The 17,774-nt window shown below is 42.8% G+C and carries 16 protein-coding genes and 1 pseudogene; 4 read left to right on the top strand and 13 right to left on the bottom strand.

Going from position 1 to position 17,774, the window contains the following annotated elements:
* Positions 1 to 287: 287 nt before the first annotated feature.
* Complete coding sequence (locus tag AAEZ00_RS15415) at positions 288 to 1,748, bottom strand: DEAD/DEAH box helicase (RefSeq protein WP_351088985.1); 1,461 nt, start codon at positions 1,746 to 1,748, stop codon at positions 288 to 290.
* On the bottom strand, positions 1,745 to 2,251 hold the full coding sequence (locus AAEZ00_RS15420; RefSeq protein WP_351088987.1) for a VspR family transcription factor: 507 nt from the start codon (positions 2,249 to 2,251) through the stop codon (positions 1,745 to 1,747). Before AAEZ00_RS15420 ends, AAEZ00_RS15415 begins: the two co-directional genes overlap by 4 nt.
* A gap of 101 nt (positions 2,252 to 2,352) precedes the next feature.
* Here AAEZ00_RS15420 and AAEZ00_RS15425 point away from each other — a divergent pair, with 101 nt between their 5' ends.
* Together AAEZ00_RS15425 and AAEZ00_RS15430 are read left to right on the top strand one after the other, a co-directional pair.
* Complete coding sequence (locus AAEZ00_RS15425) at positions 2,353 to 2,589, top strand: helix-turn-helix domain-containing protein (RefSeq protein ID WP_351088989.1); 237 nt, start codon at positions 2,353 to 2,355, stop codon at positions 2,587 to 2,589.
* Positions 2,590 to 2,663: 74 nt separating this feature from the next.
* Complete coding sequence (locus AAEZ00_RS15430; RefSeq protein ID WP_351088991.1) at positions 2,664 to 2,900, top strand: MbcA/ParS/Xre antitoxin family protein; 237 nt, start codon at positions 2,664 to 2,666, stop codon at positions 2,898 to 2,900.
* A gap of 305 nt (positions 2,901 to 3,205) precedes the next feature.
* On the opposite strand, the gene bcp is transcribed toward AAEZ00_RS15430, so the two are convergent.
* A complete protein-coding gene (gene bcp / locus AAEZ00_RS15435; protein ID WP_351088993.1) occupies positions 3,206 to 3,670 on the bottom strand; it encodes a thioredoxin-dependent thiol peroxidase in 465 nt (154 codons plus the stop codon).
* A 235-nt stretch (positions 3,671 to 3,905) separates the two neighbouring features.
* Here bcp and AAEZ00_RS15440 point away from each other — a divergent pair.
* Positions 3,906 to 4,010 (top strand): annotated as a pseudogene (locus tag AAEZ00_RS15440) (thioredoxin-dependent thiol peroxidase); the annotation flags it as partial.
* A gap of 135 nt (positions 4,011 to 4,145) precedes the next feature.
* On the opposite strand, the gene AAEZ00_RS15445 reads toward AAEZ00_RS15440, so the two are convergent.
* The 7 genes from AAEZ00_RS15445 to AAEZ00_RS15475 form a co-directional block, all read right to left on the bottom strand.
* On the bottom strand, positions 4,146 to 4,301 hold the full coding sequence (locus AAEZ00_RS15445) for a hypothetical protein (protein ID WP_351088995.1): 156 nt from the start codon (positions 4,299 to 4,301) through the stop codon (positions 4,146 to 4,148).
* Between the two features lie 21 nt (positions 4,302 to 4,322).
* Positions 4,323 to 6,308 carry a cation:proton antiporter domain-containing protein gene (locus tag AAEZ00_RS15450; RefSeq protein ID WP_351076179.1) on the bottom strand — a complete coding sequence of 662 codons (1,986 nt, stop codon included), beginning with the start codon at positions 6,306 to 6,308 and terminating at the stop codon, positions 4,323 to 4,325.
* 438 nt (positions 6,309 to 6,746) lie between these two features.
* Complete coding sequence (prpF, locus tag AAEZ00_RS15455) at positions 6,747 to 7,916, bottom strand: 2-methylaconitate cis-trans isomerase PrpF (protein ID WP_124011569.1); 1,170 nt, start codon at positions 7,914 to 7,916, stop codon at positions 6,747 to 6,749.
* Between the two features lie 86 nt (positions 7,917 to 8,002).
* Positions 8,003 to 10,597, bottom strand: coding sequence for a Fe/S-dependent 2-methylisocitrate dehydratase AcnD (gene acnD / locus AAEZ00_RS15460; protein ID WP_351088997.1), 2,595 nt, complete (start codon positions 10,595 to 10,597; stop codon positions 8,003 to 8,005).
* Positions 10,598 to 10,700: 103 nt separating this feature from the next.
* A complete protein-coding gene (gene prpC, locus AAEZ00_RS15465; RefSeq protein WP_101031790.1) occupies positions 10,701 to 11,825 on the bottom strand; it encodes a bifunctional 2-methylcitrate synthase/citrate synthase in 1,125 nt (374 codons plus the stop codon).
* A gap of 104 nt (positions 11,826 to 11,929) precedes the next feature.
* Complete coding sequence (gene prpB, locus AAEZ00_RS15470; protein WP_101031792.1) at positions 11,930 to 12,808, bottom strand: methylisocitrate lyase; 879 nt, start codon at positions 12,806 to 12,808, stop codon at positions 11,930 to 11,932.
* A gap of 55 nt (positions 12,809 to 12,863) precedes the next feature.
* A complete protein-coding gene (locus tag AAEZ00_RS15475) occupies positions 12,864 to 13,508 on the bottom strand; it encodes a GntR family transcriptional regulator (protein ID WP_101031794.1) in 645 nt (214 codons plus the stop codon).
* A 341-nt stretch (positions 13,509 to 13,849) separates the two neighbouring features.
* Between AAEZ00_RS15475 and AAEZ00_RS15480 the strand changes: the two genes are divergently transcribed.
* Positions 13,850 to 14,749 (top strand): LysR family transcriptional regulator, encoded by a 900-nt coding sequence (locus tag AAEZ00_RS15480; protein WP_124011571.1) that lies wholly within the window; start codon positions 13,850 to 13,852, stop codon positions 14,747 to 14,749.
* A 264-nt stretch (positions 14,750 to 15,013) separates the two neighbouring features.
* On the opposite strand, the gene AAEZ00_RS15485 is transcribed toward AAEZ00_RS15480, so the two are convergent.
* From AAEZ00_RS15485 to AAEZ00_RS15495, 3 genes are read right to left on the bottom strand one after another with little or no spacing between them, the layout of a single operon-like run.
* Complete coding sequence (locus tag AAEZ00_RS15485) at positions 15,014 to 15,577, bottom strand: LutC/YkgG family protein (protein WP_101031800.1); 564 nt, start codon at positions 15,575 to 15,577, stop codon at positions 15,014 to 15,016.
* A gap of 1 nt (position 15,578) precedes the next feature.
* Positions 15,579 to 16,967: a lactate utilization protein B gene (locus AAEZ00_RS15490; protein WP_101031803.1), complete on the bottom strand. Its 1,389-nt coding sequence runs from the start codon at positions 16,965 to 16,967 to the stop codon at positions 15,579 to 15,581.
* 8 nt (positions 16,968 to 16,975) lie between these two features.
* A complete protein-coding gene (locus AAEZ00_RS15495; RefSeq protein WP_101031805.1) occupies positions 16,976 to 17,722 on the bottom strand; it encodes a (Fe-S)-binding protein in 747 nt (248 codons plus the stop codon).
* Between the last annotated feature and the right edge of the window lie 52 nt (positions 17,723 to 17,774).

The raw sequence follows: 17,774 nt of genomic DNA on the forward strand, positions 1-17,774 counted from the left end.
GCATCTGGTGATACAGATGGTTCACTCTTATCGCGGTGAACAGCGCTTCATACGACCTCAGGTCGCACGGGCATAAAAGTGTTAGCCCTAACCGCTGAACGGCAAAAAAATTCAGAAATTATCTTGATAAAAACGCACTGTAATGACGTTAAGGCGTTATATGTAACGCTCTCTTAAAATGAATTTTAATGCCCCAAATTTGTATTCAAGCAAAATGCTCTAACTAACGAGTTTGTAACCAACTTGATTGCATTACGTAATCATATAAAAATAACAATATGATCGAATTAATTGAAATCTAAAAGCCCCAAAGCTATGGTCTCTTGCTTAAATCGTCCAAAGTTATTGATAAGGTTTTTATATGAAGATGATAGATCATGCTCTTTTACCTCAGGTGCATGGTCTTTGGTTTTTGTGTCATTTTCATTACTGGACCTACTAGCAGATGTCTCTGTCTTTGGGCTTGAAAGCTCTAAATTTAGCCCTTTATTTGATGCTTGTGTCACCGGCAAGTCAAAAGAAATTGATAAGTCATTTGATTTTTTATCATGTTCTTTCTTCTCTTTCATGTTTTCAAAATTGACAACATCGGCTTCGAAAGGAATATCCTCTTTCACCCTGTATGCATATTTCAATAATTTGGGTTCTGCGGGCATATATAAGATAGCTTGCTGATTAGGCGATCCTGTAAGTCTTAGAATTCGGCCCAAAATTTGTCTGAAATGCATTTCGGTTTTAATGTTCGTCAGGTGACAACAAACCTGTAAACGTGGGATATTAGTCCCTTCGCTTATCATTCCAACTGAAACAATCCATCTCGCTTGGGAGTGCCTAAAACGCTGAATAATGCTGTTAGAATTACTTTCTTTGTAGGTGACAACTACTGCATCTTCTTTAAACCAAGATTTCATCAAAGAAGATATCATGTTTGCATGGCTAACAGATGATGCGACGATAAGCCCTGCTCCATCTGGATTTACAAGCCTAATCTTCGATAGCTTTTTATGTGATGCTGTGATCAAAAACTTGAGCACAGCCTCATTTTCGATGACCTGTTGATACGAGACATTTGAGTTTGACAATAAATCGCTAAAGCTAGTAAATACCTGTGTGGTATTAGTATCGACAACCGAAATTTTCACATTATCTACAGCAACAATTTGAGGCACTCGACAAACTTTGTCACGAACAGCCTCAGCTAGACCATAGACATAATCACATGCGATTTCGCTGTCAGATTGAATATATTTTGACAGAACAATAGGTGCGGTGTCAGAGCGCCAAGGAGTGCCAGTTAGAGCTAAAGTAAATTTAGCTCTATCATGAATATTGAGTAAAATCTGCTCCCCCCACGAATTTGCATTTCCAAGGTTTGAGCCAGCACAGTGATGAATTTCATCGAAAATAACGAATATGCGGTTTGATTCGAATAACTGCCAAAATTGGCCATCAAGAAACTGAAGGCTCTGGTATGTTAACGACCGACCTTTTGCTCCCATAAGACCATCAAATCGTTCCCCTGCTTGTGTTTCTAAGCTTTCAGCGAAATCTTGAGCAACAATTGATGAAGGAGAAAAGCATATGATTAAATCTATGAGCTTATTTTTTAAAAGGTAACTCGCTAACGCTGACGCCATTAGAGTCTTCCCTGCACCTGGTGTAGCTTGCGTTAAAAAATGATTGTATCCATTAGAATAGTTGCTCAATGCTTGGTTAATACAGTGCTCTTGCCAAGGTCTAAGGTTCATGTTCTCTGCCTAATAATGTCTTCAATAGCTTTAATCTTGCCTAGCAGCTTCGTGTTGTTATCTCTTGCCATATGATATTTGGGTTGGATCTCGTCAACTAGTTCAGGCATATCTAAGTAAATATCTTTATAGGCCTCTGACTCTCCAATGCTTTGCAGCAACTCGGCTTTGTAGCAAACCAACTTGTCTAATAATTTTTGATGATGGCCATCTGTTTTAGTAACCGCTATTGATTCGAAACTTATAGTTTTTACTTGAAGGTTATTAGCATCGAAAAGACTGGTTTTACTAAAGCGAGTTTGGCCTTTAACTTTAGAGATACTCTTCTTCAGCCACCCTTTTCTAACAAGCTTTAAGAGCTCGGAATAGATCATTCGCCTCACGTTGCTTGGATCAAGTTTGGGATCTTTTTTTAATGCTAGAAATGCAGACCTAACATCACTCGTAGTGAAATTGTCAAAATTTCCTGCTTCAATAACTTGAGCGACAACGGGATCTAACATTGCTACATGACCTAAAATAAACTCAATAATGGGTATTATAGGGCGTGGTGCTTTACACCTCAACATGAAAATCTAAAGAATTTACCTGAAGGGAAAATAGGGTGAATGATTTAGTGACTGATTTTGGTAAAATGCTAAGATTAATGCGTAAAAATGCAGGTTATTCTCAAGAAGACTTTGCTACATTGGCTGGTATTGAAAGAGGAAACTACGGGAAAATGGAACGTGGGCTTGTCAATGTCAAATTAGAAACGCTATATAAACTGGCAATCGCACTCGATTGCGAATTTGATGAAATTATGCCACCCAAGTGTAGTTACAAGGTGGAAGTAAATTAGTGCGGAAGGTGTCAGCAATAATGCTTCATCTTCATGATGTAGGTCATATGACTTTGCTACGAGGATTAAATCGAATGGGTGATAGGTTTGAGCTTCAAAAGTTACTGAGTCTTTATTATTCAAAAGAAGAAGTAATCTATGTCTCTTCACTTTTGATATCTTGGAGTGGTAGTTCTGAAGAGGCATTTAGCTGGTTAAACGAACCGATTCCTGCTTTTGGGAACATGACTGCTATAGAGGCATGTGAAAAAGGTTTATCTGAGCATATTCTGACTTACCTGAAACAAATCGAAAACGGTAGTTTTGCGTAAAACAACGTCAGTTTGTGCTGAAATTTCAGAGTAGTAGAAACTCACTCTACCTCTGCACTAACAAGCTTTGGGTAGAAATATCCAAGTTACATGTGCCGTCAGATCAAGTTAACCCAAATGTTGTAAATTTGTTGTTAAAAATATTCGGATCTTGGTGTCGGAGGACACCAGAAGATGTTTTAATACACGAAGGATATTTGATTTATCCGATCTATTGCTACTTGTTTGAATTCACGAAGTCGCAATAGTTCGTCTATGGCTAGTAACAGGGACCATCCCTGATACTAAACAACGATAATTTAAGGTTATGACTCTAAATGCGAAAGTATGGCAGTGTGATGGTCTTTTGTTTTAAACTTATCAAAGATATGATCAACTGTTCCACTCTCAGATATCATAAAAGAAATACGATGAATACCCTCATATTCTCTCCCCGCAAACTTCTTTAATCCCCAGATGCCAAATCGATCAGCTATAGCATGGTCTTCGTCTGATAGTAGATGAAAATTAAGTTCGTCTCTCTGAGCAAACTTGGCTAGTCGCTTAACTGGATCTGGACTAACACCAAGGACAACTACATTATGGGCTTCTAACTCTTCCTTAATGTCTCTCAGGTGCTGTGCTTGCACTGTACAACCAGGTGTCATAGCTTTGGGGTAGAAGTAAACTAATACTTTCTTTCCTGCGAACTGACTTAATGAGATTGCTTCGTCATTTTGATTGTTAAGGGTGAAATCTGAGACTTGTGTACCTAAAGGTAAAAATTCCATATTATCCTCAAAGATGTTTATTTAGCATCAGTATTTTAATACTTGTTTTGTGAAAAAAGAGATATTTTAAACAAGTTTAATATACTTAAACATACCGGTAAACATTTAAAATTTTTTAACCGGTATACAAAAAGGTACACCATACCGACACAATAAAAATACACAAAATATTGTAAAATATAGGGATTTAAATTAAATAATTAATTAGGTATACTTTCAGTGGTTATACAGTCAGCGTTTAAGTTTTGTCGTGGGGACTGATGGTAACGTTAGCCATGTACTCAACAAGTTCAAAACCAAAGATCATCATGAAGTGGTATTAGCGACACTGGCAGATTAATTCAGCTCAATCCCATCGTATGACAGTTACATGACCCTTGCATGAGCAACAAAAAGGCTTAGCAACTGCTAAGCCTTTTACATTATTATCAAGCTAATTAAGACGAAATGTCACTAATAATCACCTCACAGTGAATTACACCACTTTAGGTTCTTCGCCGGTTTTAAGTTCACAGACAGTATCGCGAGTCGCATCGTCAACGGGTGTTGCGGCGAGTTGATCCTTAGCGGTCTTTTTGACAACCTCTTGTTCAGTTAACTTATTGGATAACTCACTGGTTTCCTGCTGCACTAGTGTCGCTTTTTCAGCTAATCAACGGGCTTTTTCATCCACTTCAAACAGAGCAAGCTCTTCTTCTTTACGGCGTGACTTTTCAATTGCACGAAGCTGCGCTTCTTGTGCTTCACGAACGACTCTCGCTTCAGCTGCCACTTTTGCATCTGCTTCAACTAATGCTTTGGTTTTCCGCTCCGCTTCATCATCTACAGCTCGCTGAATAACCGCTTGATCTTGTGCTTCTTGCGGCAATAAGCTAATTAACTCGATACCCACAGGGAGAACAATCGCTTCAACGCCAGAGAACACTTTAACTTTACCTTCTTTCGTTAAATAAACCAGAGGCATAGCCGTTTCTCCATAGCGTTTTTTGAAATGTGCAAAGGTAAAGTTTTCGGTAATGTTAGTTATTTTCAGTACCGCGCCTTTTGCCATTAAAGTGGCAATCTTGGCATAAGAGATATTCTCACCAAACAAACATAAGCGTTTTAGATAGGATTCAGACAACTGATGACGAGCACTCGCACTGTCAGCATTATTTAAACCATAAACTTTTTCTGTGCCCATTAAATCTTGGAAGTGAAATATTACCAACGGATTTAACTGACGGTAAGGCGATATCACTAACACTCGGCCAATGCCACTTAAGTCCATGTAATTAGTGGCATGCTCTGAGGCAGGATTACCAAAATATACCGGAATATTGACCATGCGCGCTTGACGAATGTTGTCCCAGTTGTTATCGGCTAAAATGACCTTAATATTTTTGGAAATTAAAATTAAAGCCAGTTCACGGGAGAATTTTGATGCTCCAAATATCAATACCCCTTGGTTTGAGCCTTCTTTTACCCCTAAAAATGCCGCCCAACGACCGGCGGTTAAACTTTGGATCACTACCGTACCAATAATGATTAAGAATACTAACGGCACAATCGAACTCGCGCCTTCTAACCCAACCGACTCTAACTTAATTGCAAATAAAGATGAAATGGCTGCCGCCACAATACCGCGAGGTGCAACCCAACTTAAAAACCACTTATCTTTTGACGATAAGTTGGTGCCTAAGCCAGAAATCCAAATGCTTAATGGACGCGCAATAAACATCGCCACTAATAGTACGCCAAGACCACCAAAACCAAGATCAAGCATCGCCCCCGAATCAAGACGAGCCGCCAATAGAATAAATAGCGCTGATATTAACAGTACCGTTAGGGTCTCTTTAAACTCGAGGATATCAGCGATGTCTACGCCACGCATATTGGCTAACCAAATCCCCATAACGGTTACGGTTAACAGACCAGACTCTTCTTGTAAGATGTTAGAACCGACAAAAATACCCAGCATGATAGTGAGCACGGCAGTATTACGCAAATAATGTGGAAACACGTTTTTACGGATTGCGATACCGGTCAAAAAACCTGCCGCGGCGCCTAAGCCAAATCCAAGCAGTAAGGTTAGCCCTAACGCATTCAACACATGAGTGGTTGGATCGGCGGCGGCGGCAATATACTCAAAAACAAGTACCGCTAATAACGCACCGATGGGATCAATAACAATACCTTCCCAACGTAAAATACTGGCCAAATTTGATTTGGGTTTGACAGTACGCAACATTGGTACAATCACGGTTGGACCCGTTACCACTACTAATGCGCCGAATAACATGGCGATAGCCCAATCAAAACCGAGAAGGTAATGGGCGGCGGGCGCAATACACGCCCAAGTAATAAAAGCGCCGATCGTGACGAGGTGTGTCACCATGCGGCCATGCTCCTTAATTTCTTTAAAATTAAGTGTTAGTGCCCCTTCAAACAGAATGACCGCAACACCTAAAGAAATAATAGGAAACAATAAATCGCCGAAAATTTCATCTGGATCTAATACACCTAACCCTGGCCCTAACAGTAGACCACATAATAGAAGTGGTAAAATTGCTGGTAGACGTAATTTCCAACCAACCCATTGACACAAAAGCGACAGCACACCGATTAATGCCAGCATGCCTGTAATGTGTTCAACCATAATTGTTTCCTTTTGTATTGCCCTCGGCGCCATTCATTGACTCTGTCAGCAATCTGTTTCATGTTAATACATGAATGATTAATAATCGTCTCGCTTATTAACTTTTAAGTTAACAAGATTAAAAAGAACTTAGTGTATTTAATAGATCACAACAACGAGGTAGTTCCTTAATTAGAGACTTTTTTAATGACATAAAGATGACTTAATACGCATCAATATTGGGACAAATAAACTCAGCATATGACATACTAATTTGCCTAAGGGATCAAGCATTTTTTAACTTAGATTACAATTTTATAACAAGATAACGTTTTTCACATAAATTATTGTTTCTAATAAATTAATATTCTTTTTTTTGTCAAGTTAAGCTGTTTATTTATCGATAAAATTAAAAAACCTCGGACATGCCGAGGTTTTGGGTAATAAACAGAGCCGTGACTATTGTGGTACTCTCACCTTACCTTCCATCAGTACCCGTGCACTGCGACTCATGATGGCTTTTTTGACTTGCCATTGACCTTGCACTAATTCAGCCTGTGCACCAACGCGCAGAGTTCCAGATGGATGACCAAAACGTACGGACGTTCTGTCTCCCCCACCGGCAGCCAAATTAACTAGCGTCCCCGGAATGGCAGCCGCAGTGCCAATAGCCACCGCAGCGGTACCCATCATGGCATGGTGTAATTTCCCCATAGATAATGCCCTAACGACCAGGTCGATATCTGTGGTTGTCACACTTTTGCCACTTGATGACACATAGTCAGCGGCAGGCGCAACAAAGGCGACTTTCGGCGTATGTTGACGAGCGACAGCTTCGTCGATATCACTTATTAAGCCCATTTTAACCGCGCCATAAGCACGAATGGTTTCAAACATGGTTAAGGCTTTATCGTCATTGTTTATGGCGTCTTGTAGCTCAGTGCCAAGGTAGTTAATATCTGCAGCATTGATGAAAATCGTCGGAATACCGGCATTGATCATGGTGACTAGAAAAGTCCCCACGCCAGGTACGTCAAGTTCATCAACCACATTACCCGTCGGAAACATTGCACCATCACCGTCGGCAGGATCAAGAAATTCGACTTGCACTTCAGCAGCAGGAAACGTCACGCCATCGAGTTCAAAATCACCGGTTTCTTGTACTTCACCGTGGGTTATCGGTACATGAGCGATAATGGTTTTGTGAATATTGGCTTGCCAAATACGCACTACTGCGGTGCCATTTTGCGGCACCCGACGAGCGTCAACTAACCCATTACTGATGGCAAATGAACCCACCGCGGCGGTCAAATTGCCACAGTTACCACTCCAATCGACAAACGGCTTATCAATCGAGACTTGGCCAAATAAGTAATCAACATCGTGATCTGCTTGAGTGCTTTTAGATAAAATCACCGTTTTACTGGTACTTGAGGTCGCGCCGCCCATGCCATCAGTGTGCTTACCGTAAGGGTCGGGACTGCCAATGACTCGCAGTAATAACGCATCACGTTCAGCCCCAGCCACTTGGGCTGCAGCAGGCAAGTCGGTTAAACTAAAAAATACCCCTTTACTGGTGCCGCCGCGCATATACGTCGCGGGAATTTTCATTTGTGGTAAATGAGTCATCAGATATTCCTGTTAAGCTTAAAAATAAGCAAACCCTTATGCCTGTTGATCATTAATCGAGATAAGGGTTTGCGGTAACGACATGATTACTTCGAGCCTTCAGACGCTAGAAAATCTTGGGCAAAGCGCTGTAATACACCGCCAGCTTCATAAATTGACAACTCTTCGGCAGTGTCAACACGACACTTAACAGGAATGGTCACTTGCTCAGCGTTTTTACGCGTCATGATCACCTTTAACATGGCACCCGGCTTGCGATCACCCAAAACATCATAGGTTTCAGTACCATCAATATGATAAGTATGACGATTATGACCTGCAGTGAACTCAAGCGGTAACACACCCATACCGACTAAGTTAGTGCGGTGAATACGCTCAAACCCTTCAGCAACAATCACTTCAACTCCAGCAAGACGCACACCTTTGGCCGCCCAGTCACGTGACGAACCCTGGCCATAATCAGCGCCAGCAATAATAATCAGTGGCTGCTTTCGCTCCATATAGGTTTCAATCGCTTCCCACATGCGTGTCACTTGGCCTTCTGGCTCAAGGCGCGCCAGGGAACCTTGTTTAACCTTGCCGTTTTCCTGCACCATCTCGTTAAACAATTTAGGATTAGCAAAGGTGGCTCGTTGGGCGGTTAAGTGATCGCCTCTGTGGGTAGCATAAGAGTTAAAATCAGCTTCTGGTAAGCCCATTTTGTGTAAGTAAGCCCCTGCAGCGCTGTCGAGCATAATCGCGTTTGATGGCGATAAATGATCGGTAGTGATGTTGTCGCCCAGAACGGCTAATGGACGCATACCTTTCATGGTACGCTCACCCGCCAATGCTCCATCCCAATAAGGTGGACGGCGAATATAGGTACTTTGTGGACGCCAATCATATTGCGGATTAATGTGACTGCCATATTCCACTTTAATGTCGAACATTGGCTCATACACTTTACGGAACTGTTCTGGCTTGACGCTGGCTTTGACAACCGAATCGATTTCTTCATCGGTTGGCCAAATATCTTTTAAGGTGACCGAGTGACCTTGGTTATCGATGCCTAAGATATCTTTTTCAATATCAAAGCGAATCGTACCAGCAATGGCATAGGCTATCACTAATGGCGGTGATGCCAAAAAGGCTTGCTTGGCATAGGGATGAATACGGCCGTCAAAATTACGGTTGCCCGACAATACTGCTGTGGCGTATAAGTCGCGATCAATCACTTCTTGTTGAATAACCGGATCAAGCGCGCCGCTCATGCCGTTACAGGTGGTACAAGCAAAGCCGACAATGCCGAAACCTAAGTGTTCAAGCTCAGGTAATAAACCGGCTTCTTCTAAATACAATTGCACCGCTTTTGAGCCAGGTGCCAGTGACGATTTCACCCAAGGTTTACGTAATAGGCCACGTGCATTGGCATTACGAGCCAATAAACCAGCTGCTATCATGTTGCGTGGGTTACTGGTGTTAGTACAACTGGTAATGGCGGCAATAATGACTGCACCGTCGGGCATTTTACCCGGTTCGTTTTCAACCACGCCACTAATGCCACGCGCCGCTAATTCTGAGGTTGGCACCCGAGAATGCGGATTTGATGGCCCAGCAATATTGCGACCGACTGACGATAGGTCAAAATGCAGTACCCGCTCATATTCAACACCCGTTAAGGTGTCTGCCCATAAACCCGCTTGTTTAGCATAGGTTTCGACTAATTTAACTTGGGCGTCGTCACGACCCGTTAGGGTTAAGTAATCGATGGTTTGTCTATCGATATAAAACATTGCCGCGGTGGCGCCGTATTCTGGGGTCATATTGGTAATGGTGGCACGATCGCCAAGGGTTAAATGGCTGGTACCTTCACCATAAAACTCAAGATACGATGACACTACTTTTTGCGCTCGTAAGTATTCAGTTAACGCAAGTACTATATCGGTGGCAGTAATGCCAGATTGCGGCTTACCCGTAACCTCAACCCCAATAATATCAGGCAGACGCATGTAAGATGCACGTCCTAGCATGACGCTTTCAGCTTCTAAGCCACCTACGCCAATCGCAATAACGCCTAATGCATCCACGTGAGGCGTATGACTGTCGGTGCCCACTAAGGTGTCTGGAAACGCCACACCATCGAGTGCATGTACCACAGGCGACATACGCTCTAAATTAATTTGATGCATAATGCCGTTACCGGGTTGGATAACATCGACGTTTTTAAAGGCGGTTTTAGTCCAGTTGATAAAATGGAAGCGGTCTTCATTACGGCGATCTTCAATGGCACGGTTTTTCTCAAACGCGTCTTTTTCAAAACCGGCATGCTCTACCGCAAGTGAGTGATCGACAATTAATTGGGTCGGTACCACTGGGTTTACTTTTGAAGGGTCGCCACCTTTTTCAGCAATGGCATCACGCAGACCGGCTAAGTCAACCAATGCGGTTTGGCCTAAAATATCATGACACACCACACGGGCCGGGTACCACGGAAAGTCGAGGTCACTTTTGCGTTCAATAAGCTGCTTTAACGAATCAGTAAGCGTCTCAGGAGAACAACGACGGACTAAGTTTTCGGCAAACACCCGTGAACAATAAGGCAGTTTGGCATAAGCACCGGCCGCAATAGCATCAACGGCTTCTTCGGTATCAAAGTAGTCTAATTTTGTGCCAGGTAAAGGTTTACGATAATCAGTATTCATAACAACATCCACAGTAAATTCGGCGATCGGTGATCAATATGTGATAATTAATAGATGATCATCGAAAAAGTCGCGTCATCATGATGATGACGCGATCATCAAATTAGCGTTGGCTGATAGGAACCACTTTACGAGGTTCGCTACCAACATAATCAGCACTTGGACGAATAATGCGGTTGTTCGAGCGCTGCTCCATCACATGTGCCGCCCACCCCGTTAAACGTGAACAGACAAAAATGGGGGTAAATAACTTGGTTGGAATGCCCATAAAATAATAAGCCGAGGCATGGAAGAAATCCGCATTACAAAATAGCTTTTTGGTGTCCCACATAAACTCTTCACAGGCGACAGAAATGTCATATAGCGACGTATCACCCTGTTCATGAGCCAGTTTTTCTGACCACGTTTTAATGATCACATTACGAGGGTCCGACTCGCTATAAATGGCATGGCCAAAGCCCATGATTTTTTCTTTGCGGGCTAACATCAACGCCATTTGCACTTTAGCATCAGCTGGCGAACTGAATTTTTGGATCATGTCCATCGCCGCTTCGTTAGCACCACCGTGCAAAGGACCACGTAATGTACCAATCGCACCGGTAACACAAGAATACATATCAGATAGTGTCGAGGCACATACTCGTGCAGTAAAGGTTGAAGCGTTAAACTCATGCTCTGCATACAAAATAAGTGACACATCCATCACCTTACGGTGCATCTCTGACGGGGTTTTACCGTGCAGTAGTTTGAGGAAATGACCGCCTAATGAGTCTTCATCGGTGGTGCAATCAATGTCTACACCGTCATGGCTATAACGATACCAATAACACATGATCGCTGGGAATGCGGCTAACAAGCGATTGGCGGCTTTATTCTGCTGAGTAAAATCGACTTCTGGCTCAAGGTTACCTAAAAACGAGCAACCGGTGCGCATTACATCCATTGGGTGCGCATCAGCAGGAATGAGTTTTAATACCGCTTTAAGGGCATCGGGTAAATCACGCTGCGCTGTTAATTCGGTTTTATAAGCAGCTAATTGCGCTTGGCTAGGCAGTTCGCCGTTAAATAATAAATAAGCGACTTCTTCAAAGGTAGCGTTATCAGCCAAATCAGAAACATCGTAACCGCAATACGTCAGGCCTGAACCTGATTTACCTACAGTACATAATTTTGTTTCGCCAGCACTCTGACCGCGTAATCCTGCGCCTGATAATTTCTTGTCTACCATAATATCTTCCTTTCTATGCTGTTCGCGATTTAGCGCTGCTAAATCGCGATTGTAGGGTATTTTTTATTTTAGTCGTAAACCTGTCAATCTGTTGTGCTGGGTGGTTATTTGTTTTTACCTTCGGCAAATAGACTGTCTAATTTTTGCTCATAATCGTGGTAACCTAAATAGTCATACAAATCCATCCGCGTTTGCATAGTATCAACCACGGCTTTTTGGTCACCATCGATTAAAATTGCACTGTAAACATTTTCAGCTGCTTTGTTCATCGCACGGAACGCGCTTAATGGGTATAACACCATAGATGCACCCCACTCGCCTAATTGTTGCTTATTCCATAATTCGGTTTGGCCGAACTCTGTAATATTGGCCAAAATAGGCACATCAAGTGCTTCAGCAAACGCGCGATAATGTTGTTCGGTTTTAATGGCCTCAGCAAAAATACCGTCAGCACCAGCAGCAACATAAGCTTTTGCACGTTCTATGGCGGCTTCGAGACCTTCTTGAGCAAATGAGTCAGTACGCGCCATAATGAAAAAATCTGGATCAATGCGGGCATCGACTGCCGCTTTAATCCGATCAACCATTTCTTCTACTGGCACAATTTCTTTATTAGGACGATGGCCGCAGCGCTTTTGTGCCACTTGATCTTCCATGTGCACAGCTGCTGCGCCGGCTTTTTCCATATCACGAATGGTTTTAGCAATATTAAATGCCCCGCCCCAACCGGTATCAATGTCCACCAGCAAAGGTAAGTCACAGGCAGACGTAATCCGCTGTACATCAACCAGCACATCATTTAGCGATGTCATGCCCAAATCGGGTAAACCATAAGAGGCGTTAGCCACGCCACCACCAGACAAATATATCGCTTGATGACCAATTTTTTTTGCCATCATGGCGGTATAAGCATTAATGGCACCAACAATTTGCAGTGGATTATTGTTGGCTAAGGCTTGACGAAATTTTTTACCTGCACTCATGATATTTTCCTCTTTGTAATTATGGCTGTGGGCGTAAAACGCTACACGCAAATCGCTACGATAATTTATGTTCGATACTGTTTTTAGAATACATAATATGGCGGCGCATCAGCATTTCGGCTAATTCTGCGTCACGATTGAAAATGGCCTGAACAATGTGTTTGTGTTCATCATAGGCGGTGGTCACTCTCGGACCGGCCATACTAAGTTGCACCCGGTACATGCGCACTAAATGATAAATGCCATCAAACAGCATTGAAATTAGGTGTTTATTTTTACTGCCTAAAATAATTCGATAATGAAAATCAACATCACCGGCTTCTTGATAATAAGACTCGCCCCCTTTGACCTCGTCAAAGTGGGATTGTAATAAATGGTTTAAATCGGTAATTTCGACATCGGTCATGTTCTTTGCCGCTAAACGTGCAGCCATGCCTTCAAGTGATTCACGCACTTGATACAGCTCTATCAACCCTTGTGGAGATAACGCCACAACACGAGCGCCTACGTTGGCTTTACGCTCAACAATATGACACGACTCTAAGCGGTTAATGGCTTCACGGATCACGGCTCTACTCACGGCGTACTTTGTCGACAATTCAGTTTCGCTCAATTTAGAGCCAGCCTGAATACGACCTTCGACTATATCGTCTCTAAGGGCTACGAAGGTCTTATCTGCAGAAGTAATCGGCTGGATCATATTTATACCTTGGATAATAAAAACAGACATTAAAAACAGCTATACAAAACAAGTTGTCGACAATATAGCACCTTTGTAACGTATAACAACCCTAAATGGTACTTTTTGTCGACAATTAATCTAATTAACCCTAAAGCGTTAGCCATTCCTAATTTATGATGTCACTCAATACACCTTACCTCACCCCATGCTAATATTAGCCGCCGAGGTATGACTCATCACACCATTGTGGTTCGATGCTCACTCAGCTATCTGTTACACCCTATGTTGCGTTACACTCAATGATATAAAGAGATTGATGTATCGATTAATAGAACGATAAATACAATAAGGGTCTCTTGATGAGCCAACACTTAGCTTGCCAACTTGAATTGATCCATTTGTTTGTCCATGTGGTCAATGCAGGTGGTTTTTCATCTGCTGCACAAGAGTTACAGTTGCCCATTGCCACTGTCAGCCGCAAGATAAGTAAATTGGAACAAAGCCTTAATACTCAGTTGATTATGCGCAGCACGCGAAAGCTGCGATTAACTGAAGAAGGCGGCGCGTTATTTGATCGTTACCATAATGTAGTGGCACAATTTGATCGTATTTGTGGTCAAACCATAAACGAGCCGCAAAGCACCCTACGGATATCTACGCCCGTCTCGATAACCTCGATGATATTAATTGAGGCCATCAACGACTTTTCGAAACAACATCCGCACATTCAACTGCACATCACCCAAAATAACAGCACCATTGATTTAATTGACGAAGGAGTCGACGTTGCCATTGTCGGTGGCGCACAACCAGACTCATCTTGGGTATCTACATCATTGGGGGTATTAAACTACGGCCTATATGCATCACCTGAATATGCTAAGCAACTCATTGAGCTGCACCATCCGCAGCAGCTAGTTGATTATCAGTTAATTAAAGTGTGGCCGCTGTTTAACTGGACCTTAAAACATCACAATGGTGAGCAGTATTATTACGATGGTCCCGCTAAATTAACCCTAGGGGATTTACACGGCGCAATACGGGCAGCTGTCGGTGATGGCGGGATTTTATATGGCCCTGAATTATTTGCGAAACAGCAATTATTGAACGGTGAACTCGTGCATGTATTACCACAATGGGCTGGTGAGCATCGTCGCATCAGTATTTTGTATCATCAACGTCGCCAACAACCATTAAAAGTGAAGTTGTTTATTGAGTTTATGCAGCAACGTGCAGCCACTATCTTCGACTTGTTCTAACTCGATTCGATTTTTGATACTTTAAATTTGCATGCGAAGTTGAAGTTGAAGTTGAAGTTGAATATTTTGCTTCAATAGCGGGCGTTTTCCTAACCTAAGCGATTCGAATTATATTGCTATAGGTTAGCGTGATGCCATCGACTGACACACTCAGTCAATGGCATCACTGGCAACTAACAGCTGGCGACTAATGACTAGCAACTAATGACTAGCACCTAATAACTCGTAACTAGTCACTAGCTACTAGTTACTAGTTACTAATGCCTAGTATAAGTACACATTTAAACTACAGGCGCCATGGGCCCCCACCACTAATGCTTGTTCAATGTCAGCGGTTTTAGACGGACCAGATATAAATAATCCTAACTCACCTTGTTGCAGCGATACTTGTTTAACCGCTTGATGCATATTGGCGACAATATTATCTTTCGATATGGCAAGAATAAGGTTTTCACAAATAAACGGCGTCACTCGATGACTGGGTTGATTGACCCAAATAGCCCCATTTTCGGCCACACCAAGATCGCCTGGAATAACCGCATAATCAATATCCGCCAGATCATGAGCGGTTGCAGGCACCTGACGATTGCCTTTAATCCCCTCCATCAACGAGATCACCTGCATATTTTGTGTTATCAGATCATCGACGGCCTGTTGTAGCAATACTAAGCCGCCTTCGCTGTGAAGCGTCCCTGCGACTGTCTTTAAACTTGCGCTAAATTGGCCAACAAGATCATCATTATTAGCAACTACATCAATGTCTGGCATGGCATGATTATCCAATGCCGATTTCGATAGTTCAGATAAAATACTATTTTTATTAGACATATTAACGGCTCCGATTCTTGTTATACCAGGTGGCAAAGCTTGACTCTGGCGCGACAGGTAATTCGCGATATTTCCCCCATGCACCGCTAAATGGCTTGAGTAAACTTCCCGGTAATACCCGCAATGCTAATCTTGCTGCTGACATAGAGGTATTCATTAAGGTTTCATTGCCCATAAAACGGCCAACTAACGGCATATAGCTACCTTTGCCATAAGGCAAGGTCTTGGCCTCCGCTTTTAAACGACGATGATGAGCAATAATTTTATCCAAAGGCACCATCGTTGGGCACACGTAAGTGCAACTGCCACATAACGTACATGCCCAAGGGATAGAATTGGTATCATCATGCTTGGCACCTACGGCAATACCAATAGGGCCTGGAATGGTGTAGTTATAGCTATAACCACCTGAACGGCGATATACAGGACAAGTGTTTAAGCAGCCACCGCAACGAATACATTTTAGCGACTCGGCTAAAATTTTATCCTTCATCATATCGCTTCGGCCATTATCAACAATGATCACGTGCATCTCACCGCCATCTTGTGGACCACGGTAAAACGATGAATAGGTGGTAATGGGTTGCCCTGTGGCATTTCGGGCCAGTGTCCTCAACAACACCCCTACAGAATCCATATTAGGAACCACTTTATCGATGCCCATTGAGTGCAATTGCAACTTAGGTAAGTTAGCGCCCATATCAGCGTTACCTTCGTTGGTACACACAACGATAGCACCTTGATCGGCAATGGCCATATTGACACCGGTCATGGCGGCGTCGGCAGTGAGGAATTTCTCTCTCAAATGCGCTCGAGCAGCACGGGTTAAATACAAAGGATCTGATTCACCGGCTTTAGTGCCTAACTGTTGGTGAAATAACTCACCCACTTCTTCTTTTTTCATGTGAATGGCTGGCACCACAATGTGCGATGGTGGCATATTGGCTAACTGAATAATGCGTTCACCTAAATCGGTATCAACCACTTCAATGCCATGGCGTTCTAAATACGGATTCATATGGCATTCTTCAGTTAACATCGACTTTGATTTAACCAGTTTCTTAACTTTATGTTGAGCTAAAATACCTTGGACAATTTCATTATGTTGCTGAGCATCTTTAGCCCAATGCACCTTAATACCATTGCTAAGGCATTGTTGTTCAAATTGTTCAAGGTAATCCGCTAAGTGGCTCAAGGTATGAAGTTTAAGTTGTGAGCCTAGCAGCCTTAATTGTTCCCATTCGGGTATACTGCCCGCGGCGCGATCACGTTTTTCACGTAATGCCCAAAGGGCTTTAGAATGCCAATCGACACGGGTTTCATCGCGGCAAAAAATTTCAGCTTTATGGGCATGCACCTTTGAACCGGATGCAGAATATAATTCAGTCATGGTCGCTCCTACAGTGCATCATTAATGATTTGGGCAATGTGACGGGTTTCTATCGGTAATTTTTGGCGACGGATCATGCCATCTAAATGCAACAAGCATGAGGGATCAAACCCCACCACATATTTAGCTCCCGTTGCCGCATGGGCTTGAGCTTTATCTTTACCCATCTTAGCGGAGACCGCCCCTTCATCTACGGCAAACGTGCCACCAAAGCCACAACATTCATCGATACGCGCCGGATAGACAATCTCGAGCCCAGCAATGTTGGCCAACACAGCTTCCACTTTATTAAAGCGTTTTTTACCCATTTGTTCTGTGGGCGTCGCCAAATTAAGCATACGGATCCCATGGCAGCTCATTTGAATACTAATTTTAGCCGCCACTGAACGCTTGAAGGTTTTAATCGGCGCGATGTCATGTAAAAATTCGGTCAACTCATAAAGCTTACTGATGACAGCTTGTGCCTCTTGGCTACCATCAAATTCGTGAAAGTTTTCTTTGGCTGCCACAAGGCAACTGGCAGCAGGACATACAATGGCATCACACTCAACACCTTTAAATGCATTGAGTAATTTAAGCGTGGTATTTTTGGCTTCATCAAAACAGCCTGAGTTTGTCATCGGTTGGCCGCAACAGGTTTGCCCTGGCGGAAAAATCACTTCATGGCCTAGCTTTTCCAATAATGTCAGGGTTGCGATGGCCACATCGGGCATCATTTGATTCACTAAACAAGGTATAAATAGTGCTATTTTCATAAGGCGGTGTTATCCCCAAAAGCGTCATTAAACATGAGTCAAATCACATTGA

This window comes from Shewanella sp. S1-49-MNA-CIBAN-0167, from assembly GCF_040310145.1.
GTDB classification, from domain to species: domain Bacteria; phylum Pseudomonadota; class Gammaproteobacteria; order Enterobacterales; family Shewanellaceae; genus Shewanella; species Shewanella psychromarinicola.

Bases quoted from the DNA above. Each gene is read 5' to 3' on its own strand.
- AAEZ00_RS15480 (WP_124011571.1), top strand. From the start codon at position 13,850: ATGAGCCAACACTTAGCTTGCCAACTTGAATTGATCCATTTGTTTGTC.
- AAEZ00_RS15495 (WP_101031805.1), bottom strand. From the start codon at position 17,722: ATGAAAATAGCACTATTTATACCTTGTTTAGTGAATCAAATGATGCCC.
- AAEZ00_RS15485 (WP_101031800.1), bottom strand. From the start codon at position 15,577: ATGTCTAATAAAAATAGTATTTTATCTGAACTATCGAAATCGGCATTG.
- AAEZ00_RS15450 (WP_351076179.1), bottom strand. From the start codon at position 6,308: ATGGTTGAACACATTACAGGCATGCTGGCATTAATCGGTGTGCTGTCG.
- AAEZ00_RS15490 (WP_101031803.1), bottom strand. From the start codon at position 16,967: ATGACTGAATTATATTCTGCATCCGGTTCAAAGGTGCATGCCCATAAA.
- acnD (WP_351088997.1), bottom strand. From the start codon at position 10,597: ATGAATACTGATTATCGTAAACCTTTACCTGGCACAAAATTAGACTAC.
- AAEZ00_RS15430 (WP_351088991.1), top strand. From the start codon at position 2,664: ATGGGTGATAGGTTTGAGCTTCAAAAGTTACTGAGTCTTTATTATTCA.
- prpB (WP_101031792.1), bottom strand. From the start codon at position 12,808: ATGAGTGCAGGTAAAAAATTTCGTCAAGCCTTAGCCAACAATAATCCA.
- AAEZ00_RS15475 (WP_101031794.1), bottom strand. From the start codon at position 13,508: ATGATCCAGCCGATTACTTCTGCAGATAAGACCTTCGTAGCCCTTAGA.
- bcp (WP_351088993.1), bottom strand. From the start codon at position 3,670: ATGGAATTTTTACCTTTAGGTACACAAGTCTCAGATTTCACCCTTAAC.
- prpC (WP_101031790.1), bottom strand. From the start codon at position 11,825: ATGGTAGACAAGAAATTATCAGGCGCAGGATTACGCGGTCAGAGTGCT.
- AAEZ00_RS15420 (WP_351088987.1), bottom strand. From the start codon at position 2,251: ATGTTAGATCCCGTTGTCGCTCAAGTTATTGAAGCAGGAAATTTTGAC.
- AAEZ00_RS15415 (WP_351088985.1), bottom strand. From the start codon at position 1,748: ATGAACCTTAGACCTTGGCAAGAGCACTGTATTAACCAAGCATTGAGC.
- prpF (WP_124011569.1), bottom strand. From the start codon at position 7,916: ATGACTCATTTACCACAAATGAAAATTCCCGCGACGTATATGCGCGGC.